This is a genomic window from Curtobacterium sp. B8, assembly GCF_000333315.1.
GTDB lineage: Bacteria > Actinomycetota > Actinomycetes > Actinomycetales > Microbacteriaceae > Curtobacterium > Curtobacterium luteum.
Genome location: NZ_BACW01000216.1, coordinates 1 through 7509 on the forward strand (window position 1 = coordinate 1; position 7509 = coordinate 7509).

The 7509-nt window shown below is 72.8% G+C and carries 7 protein-coding genes; 5 read left to right on the plus strand and 2 right to left on the minus strand.

All coding sequences use genetic code 11. The features are described from left to right. Both I59_RS20690 and I59_RS05480 read right to left on the minus strand, forming a co-directional pair. Window positions 1–968, minus strand: a 968-nt coding sequence (locus I59_RS20690; protein WP_022903008.1) for an AraC family transcriptional regulator, incomplete at its 3' end; no start/stop codon positions are given. 9 nt (window positions 969–977) lie between these two features. After that, the gene (locus tag I59_RS05480) at window positions 978–1553 is read right to left on the minus strand and encodes a hypothetical protein (RefSeq protein WP_022903009.1); all 576 of its coding nucleotides are present in this window, start codon (window positions 1551–1553) and stop codon (window positions 978–980) included. Between the two features lie 191 nt (window positions 1554–1744). On the opposite strand from I59_RS05480, the gene I59_RS05485 reads away from it, so the two are divergent. The 5 genes from I59_RS05485 to pgi all read left to right on the plus strand — a co-directional run bounded on the left by I59_RS05485 (window position 1745) and on the right by pgi (window position 7483). Further along, entirely contained in the window at window positions 1745–2047 is a 303-nt protein-coding gene (locus I59_RS05485; protein WP_022903010.1) for a metal-sensitive transcriptional regulator, read from the plus strand. Between the two features lie 31 nt (window positions 2048–2078). After that, window positions 2079–2297, plus strand: a complete 219-nt coding sequence (locus I59_RS05490; protein WP_022903011.1) for a heavy-metal-associated domain-containing protein — start codon at window positions 2079–2081, stop codon at window positions 2295–2297. Between the two features lie 26 nt (window positions 2298–2323). Then, window positions 2324–4537 carry a heavy metal translocating P-type ATPase gene (locus tag I59_RS05495; RefSeq protein ID WP_042726501.1) on the plus strand — a complete coding sequence of 738 codons (2214 nt, stop codon included), beginning with the start codon at window positions 2324–2326 and terminating at the stop codon, window positions 4535–4537. Between the two features lie 71 nt (window positions 4538–4608). Continuing rightward, on the plus strand, window positions 4609–5619 hold the full coding sequence (locus I59_RS05500) for a nitronate monooxygenase (protein WP_022903013.1): 1011 nt from the start codon (window positions 4609–4611) through the stop codon (window positions 5617–5619). Window positions 5620–5776: 157 nt separating this feature from the next. Next, entirely contained in the window at window positions 5777–7483 is a 1707-nt protein-coding gene (pgi, locus tag I59_RS05505; RefSeq protein WP_022903014.1) for a glucose-6-phosphate isomerase, read from the plus strand. The last annotated feature ends 26 nt before the right edge of the window (window positions 7484–7509 follow it).

Consider the following 7509-nt stretch of genomic DNA (forward strand, 5'->3'; position numbering starts at 1 on the left):
GCACGAACCCGGGGGTTCGACCGGTCGCGGCGCGTGGTCGCCGGGTCCTCTCCGAACCGCTCGCGGTAGTCCCGCGCGAAGCGCCCCGGGTTCGTGAAGCCCCAGTGGTTCGCGACCATCCCGACCGACGGGTCGTCGGCCTGCAGCAGCTCGTCGCGGGCGCGGTCGAGTCGGTGGTCCCGGAGGAAGCGGCGGGGTGTGGTGCCCATGGTCCGCGCGAAGACCTCCTGCAGGCCGCGCTCGCTCAGTCCGCAGGCCGCGGCGATCCGCGTCACGGACGGGCGTTCCGCGGCGTGCTCCTCGATGAACCGCACGGCGTCCCGCAGCCGGTTCGCGACAGGGACGTCCTCGCCGCGGTTGCGGATCGGGAACGTGTCGAGGACGACGGTCGCCAGCCGCCGGTTGAGTGCCGTGCGCATCGGACCGGTCACCCGGTCGTCCAAGAGCGAGCCCTGGAGCTCGCGGATCAGGTGACGCAGGGGCTCGCGTCGGGCGATCGCCTCGTCCTGCTGGTCGAACAGCAGGGGGCCGTCCGGCAGCCGGAAGCCGAGCTGGCGACCGACCTCCCGGAGGAACGCGTCCGCGATGTGGATGCCGTGGTAGACGGTGCCGGACGACTCGAACCGGTACGCCTCCGACGCGGACGCGATGTACGGGGTCCCCGGTCTGACGACACGGGTGCGGTCGGGGAAGTGCATCTCGAGCTCGCCCGCGGTCAACCAGAACACGACGTGGTCCGTCCGGGGCCCGATCACACCGCCCCGACGCCCCCCGAGCGCCCGCATCGACCGCAGGGTGAGGTCGTCGTCGCCCACCATCGTGTACTCGTACTGGGTGTCGGCCGTCGCGAAGGTGTCGGTCGCGAACTCGCGGCCCGCGTACTCGGCAGTGAAGATCGTGGCGTAGTCGGTGCCGTCGTCGTGCGTGTACCGCGCTTTCCGGAACCCGTTGGGCGGCGCGGTGCTCATGGGGAATGTCTACACGACCGGGGTGAAGACCCACGCCGTCGCCCCGGAGGTGAGCTCGATCCGGACCCGTCGCACGCCGCTGCCGGCCCTGCGGTCGAGGATCGCGAGCTCCCATTCGTCGTCGAGGTGCAGGAGGGCACCCGCGACCGCGTCGTCGGGACCGCCGGGACGGACCACGCCGTCCTCGACCAGCCAGCCGGGCAGCACGTCCTCGGTCGTCCGGAACAGGCGTCCGAACACCGCGTCCTGCGTCGACGGGTCCCGGAGGTCGCCGGTCGTGAAGACCTGGAACTCGGGACGCCCGGGGCGCGGTCCGCGCGGTGCGATGGCCGGCGTCGAGGTCCACACGAGTGCGCCGGCGAGCCCGGTCAACCCGAGGTGGAGCAGCCCGATCACGGCGAGGACGCCGCCCCAGACGATCCCGGAGGCGTCGCCCGGGCACGGGGTGTCGAACCCGTCCTCCCGGCAGGTCGCGTGCAGGTTCGCCGAACCGACCCCGACCGCGACGAGCCCGACGACGAGGAGCACCAACGCGAAGACGCCGAGGCCGATGACCCAACGCTGACCGGGGGAGAGACGCTGCACGAGTCGAGAACCTACCGGACCGCAGCGGGCGCGGGAGCGCGATCCGCGCCTCTCCCCACCGGCACGGCCGGAACGCCGCTGGCGCGTCGCTCCGGAACCGGCGGTGTGGGCCCGGTCTGGGTGTCGTCAGAACGCAACCAGTGACGTGGAATACCCCAGGGGGGTACCATGTTCACGAGGACGGAGGCACGATGCACGAGGAGACCCACGCACACGTCGGCTACATCGGCGACAAGGACGACCTGCTCAAGCGGCTCCGCCGCGCCGAGGGCCAGGTGCGCGGCATCGCACGCATGGTCGAGGACGAGACCTACTGCATCGACGTCCTCACGCAGATCTCCGCGGCGAACCGCGCACTCGAACGGGTCGCGCTCTCCCTGCTCGAGGACCACCTCAAGCACTGCGTCGCGGAGGCCGTCGCCGAGGGCGGCGACGCCGCCGACCAGAAGGTGCGCGAAGCGAGCGACGCGATCGCCCGCCTCGTCCGCTCCTGAACCGACACCACCACCCGATGGAGGAACCAGCATGACCACCGAGACCCTGCTCGTCACCGGCATGACCTGCGAGCACTGCGTGATGAGCGTGACCGAGGAGCTGTCCGAGATCGACGCCGTCCAGAGCGTCGCCGTCGACCTCGTGCCCGGCGGCTCGTCCGCCGTGACCGTCACCTCCGACGAGCCCGTGGACGCCGACGTCCTCGACGGCGCGATCGCGGAGGCGGGGTACGAGGTCGTGCGGCCGTGAGCGACGTCGAGCTCGACATCACCGGGATGACCTGCGCCTCGTGCGCGAACCGCATCGAGCGCAAGCTCGGCAAGCTGCCCGGGGTCACCGCCACCGTGAACTACGCGACCGAGAAGGCGCAGGTGCGGGTGGGGGACGACGCGGACGTCGACGTCGAGCGACTCATCGCGACCGTGGAGTCGGCCGGGTACGGGGCGGCCGTGCCGGTGCCGCCGTCGAGCGCCGGGCCTGCGTCGACGGAGGGTGACGAGACCCGTCTGCTCCGGCAGCGCCTGCTCGTGTCGGCGGTCCTCGCCGTCCCCGTCGTGGTGTTGTCGATGGTGCCGGTCCTGCAGTTCCCGAACTGGCAGTGGGCGGCCCTGGCCCTCGCTGCGCCCGTCGCGGTGTGGGGTGCGCTGCCGTTCCACCGTGCCGCGTGGGTGAACGCCCGGCACGGCGCCGCGACGATGGACACCCTCGTGAGCGTCGGGGTCGGCGCGGCCTTCACCTGGTCGCTGTACTCCCTGTTCCTCGGGGACGCCGGCGTGCCCGGCATGCACATGACCTTCTCGTGGTTCGCGACCGATCCCGAGGGCACCGAGCTCTACCTCGAGGTCGCGACGGCCGTCACCGTGTTCGTGCTCGCCGGCCGGTACGCGGAGGCCCGCGCCAAGCGTGAGTCGAGCGCCGCCCTCCGAGCACTGCTCGAACTCGGCGCGAAGGACGCCGCCGTGCTCCGGGACGGCTCCGAGACGCGGGTGCCGGTGGCCTCGCTCGTGGTCGGCGACGTGGTCGTCGTGCGCCCGGGGGAGCGGATCCCGAGCGACGGCGTCGTGCGCGCCGGGTCCTCGGCGGTCGACCTCAGCATGCTCACGGGCGAGTCCGTCCCCGTGGAGGTCCGCGCGGGCGACCACGTCACCGGTGCGACCGTGAACGTCGGCGGCCGGCTCGAGGTGACCGTCACCGCGGTCGGCGCCGACACCGAACTCGCCCGGATGGGCAGGCTCGTCGAGGAGGCCCAGACCGGCAAGGCCGACGTCCAGCGGCTGGCCGACCGGGTGTCCGGCGTCTTCGTCCCGATCGTCATCGGGCTCGCGCTGCTGGCGTTCGTCGGCTGGCTCGTGGTCGGTGGTTCCGTGACGGCTGCGTTCACCGCGGCGGTCGCGACGCTCATCATCGCCTGCCCGTGCGCCCTCGGGCTTGCGACGCCCACCGCGCTGCTCGTCGGGACCGGCCGGGGGTCGCAGCTCGGCATCCTGATCGGCGGACCCGAGGTGCTCGAACGCACCCGGACGGTCGACACGATCGTGCTCGACAAGACCGGCACGGTGACCACGGGGACGATGGCCGTGCGGTCCGTCGTACCGGCCGCCGGCGTCGACCCCGACACGGTCCTCGCCCTCGCCGCAGCGGTCGAGGAGGGCTCCGAGCACCCGGTCGCGCGCGCCGTCGTCGTGGACGCCCGGTCGCGTTCCCTCGTCGTGCCGCCCGCCGAGGGCTTCGCCGCCACTCCAGGGGCCGGTGTCCAGGCCGTGGTGTCCAGCGCGGACGCCCGCGCGGCCGCGGCGGTCGTCGTCGGCCGGTCGGACTGGCTCCGGGACGCCTGGGCCGTCGACCTGTCGGACGGCCTGCGGACCGCGGTCGAACGAGCCGAGTCCGAGGGCAGCACCGCCGTGGCCGTCGCGCGCGACGGGCTCGCGGTCGGGATCGTCGTCGTCGGTGACACGGTCAAGGACGAGTCCGCGGCGGCGGTCGGTCGCTTCCGGGCGCTCGGGCTGCGGCCGGTGCTCCTCACGGGCGACAACGATGGTGCCGCTCGGGTCGTCGCCGACGCGGTCGGGATCGAGGAGGTGCACGCCCGGGCGACACCGGCGTCGAAGCTCGAGGTCGTCCGTCGGCTCCAGCGGGACGGACACGTCGTGGCGATGGTCGGCGACGGGGTGAACGACGCCGCGGCGCTCGCGGCAGCGGACTTCGGCATCGCGATGGGATCCGGCACCGATGCGGCGATCGCGGCGAGTGACATCACCGTGGTGAGCGGGCGGCTGACGGCGGTCGCCGATGCCGTCCGGCTGTCGCGAGCCACGCTCCGTACGATCAAGGGCAACCTGTTCTGGGCGTTCGCGTACAACGTGGCCGCGGTGCCGCTCGCGATGGCCGGGCTGCTGAACCCGGTGCTGGCCGGGGCGGCGATGGCGTTCTCGTCGGTGTTCGTGGTGACGAACAGCCTGCGGCTGCGGCGGTTCCGGCCGCTCGACTGAGGGGCAGCCGGCAGCACGGCGGTCGGCTCCGGTGGGGCGGTGCAGGCGGCAGGACGGTGCAGGATGGGCGCATGCGTCCCCTGCCCGGTGTCCTCGGTGCCGCGGCACCCGTCCACGTCGCTCCGATGGCCGGTGGCCCGAGCACACCCGGCCTCGTCGCGGCGGCGGCCCGCGCCGGGCACCTCGCCCAGCTCGCGGCGGGGTACCAGGACGTCGAGGGGCTCGCGGCGCAGGTCCGTGCCGTCCGCGCCGCAGGGACGGAGTCGTTCGGCGTGAACCTCTTCGCGCCGAACCCCGTGCGGATCGCCGACGACGTGTACGAGGCCTACCGCGCCGAGCTCGAACACGAGGCCGGTCGCCCGCTGCCGCCGAAGCACGAGGACGACGACGCCTGGGCGGACAAGATCGCCGCGCTCCTCGACGACCCGGTGCCGTTCGTGTCGTTCACGTTCGGGCTGCCCGACGCCGCCGTGGTCGCGGCCCTCCGCAGCCGCGGCACCGTCACGGTGCAGTCGGTCACGGACCCGGCCGACGCCCGGGCCGCGGCCGAGCGCGGCATCGACGTCCTGCTCGTGCAGGGGGAGGCGGCCGGCGGCCACTCCGCGGTGCTCGACCCGACGAGCACGCCGGCACCGATCCCGCTCGCCGAGCTCGTGCGCCGGGTGGCAGCTGCGACCGACCTGCCGGTCGTCGCCGCCGGCGGGATCGGCAGCGCGGCCGACGTCCGCGAGCAGCTCACGGCCGGGGCGTCCGCCGTCTCGGTGGGCACGGCGGTGCTCCGGACGGACGAGGCGGGCACGAACGCCACCCACCGGGCTGCGCTCGCCGACGCCGCGTTCGACCGGACGGTCCTGACCCGGGCGTTCACCGGGCGTCCGGCGCGGAGCCTCGCGAACGCCTTCACGCGGGCGCACCCGGACGCGCCGCTCGGCTACCCCGCGCTCCACCACCTGACCCGGCCGCTCCGGACCGATGCCGCCGCGAGCGGCGACGCGCAGCACCTCCACCTGTGGGCGGGTCGTGCCTGGCGGGCCGCGTCCGCCGGTCCCGTCGCGGACGTCCTGGAGGCGCTGCTCGCTTGACCGACGCCGGTCCGCCCACCCGAACCGCGCCTCCGTCCACGGCGAACGCGGACTGTGCGCGGGCCGAGCGCGACGGCACTACGCTCGGACCTGGTCCGCGACGCAACGGCGCGGTGACCCGCGGACCGTGTACCCACGTGATCCAGGAGGACCCCTCGTGACCGATTCCGCTCCCGTCGACCCCACATCGACCGACGGCTGGAAGAAGCTCGCCGCCATCGCCGACGGCTTCACCCCGGACCTGCGCGGGTGGTTCGACAGCGACCCCGGTCGTGCAGCGAAGTACACGTTCCAGGCCGCGGACCTCACCGTCGACCTGTCGAAGGGCCTCGTGACCGAGGACGTCCTGACGAACCTGCTGCAGGTCGCGCGGGACACCGGCGTCGCCGAGCGCTTCCGGTCGATGCTCGCCGGCGAGCACATCAACGTCACCGAGGACCGCGCCGTCCTGCACACCGCGCTCCGCCGCCCGGCGGGCATCGAGCCGTCGCTCGTCGTCGACGGGCAGGACGTCGACGCCGACGTGCACGCCACGCTCGACAAGGTGTACGCGTTCGCCGAGCAGATCCGCTCCGGCGCGTGGACCGGTGTCACCGGCAAGCGCATCGAGACCGTCGTCAACATCGGCATCGGTGGGTCGGACCTCGGCCCGGTCATGGTCTACGAAGCCCTCAAGCCGTACGTCCAGCCCGGCCTCGAAGCCCGCTTCGTCTCGAACATCGACCCGGCCGACATCTACGAGAAGACGGCGGACCTCGACCCCGAGACCACGCTCTTCATCGTGGCGTCGAAGACCTTCGGAACCCTCGAGACCCTGACGAACGCGCGCCTCGCCCGGCAGTGGCTCTGGGAGCGCCTCGGGCTCGCCGATGGCTCCGACGAGGACAAGACGAACGCGGTCGCGAAGCACTTCGTCGCCGTCTCGACCGCACTCGACAAGGTCGCCGCGTTCGGCATCGACCCCGAGAACGCGTTCGGCTTCTGGGACTGGGTGGGCGGCCGCTACTCCGTCGACTCCGCCATCGGCACCGCGGTGGTCGTCGCGATCGGCAAGGAGCACTGGGAGCAGTTCCTCGCCGGGTTCCACGCCGTCGACGAGCACGTCCGCACGACGCCCCTCGAGCAGAACGTCCCGGTCCTCATGGGGCTGCTCAACGTCTGGTACTCGAACTTCCTCGGTGCCCAGAGCCACGCGGTGCTGCCGTACACGCAGTACCTGCACCGCTTCCCGGCGTACCTGCAGCAGCTCACGATGGAGTCGAACGGCAAGCGCGTCCGCTGGGACGGCAGCCCGGTCACGACGTCCACCGGCGAGGTCTTCTGGGGTGAGCCCGGCACGAACGGCCAGCACGCGTTCTACCAGCTCATCCACCAGGGCACGAACCTCGTCCCGGCGGACTTCATCACCATCGCCAACCCGCCGCGTCCGCTGACCGACGAGACCGGCGACGGCAAGGGCGTCGCGCCCGGCACCGACGTGCACACGCTGTTCCTCGCGAACTTCTTCGCGCAGACCAAGGCGCTCGCGTTCGGCAAGACCGCCGACGAGGTCCGTGCCGAGGGCACGACCGACGAGGGCATCGTCGCGGCGCGCACGTTCCCGGGCAACAAGCCGACGGCGTCGATCCTGGCGCCGGAGCTCACCCCGAGCGTCCTCGGGCAGCTCATCGCCCTGTACGAGCACATCGTGTTCACCGAGGGCACGATCTGGGGCATCGACTCGTTCGACCAGTGGGGTGTGGAGCTCGGCAAGCAGCTGGCGCTGCAGGTCACGCCGGCCGTCGAGGGCGACCAGGAGGCGCTCGACGCGCAGGACGCCTCGACCAAGGCGCTCATCGCGAAGTACCTGGAGCTGCGCGGGTAGCGCACGCTCCCACCTGACGGACGGGA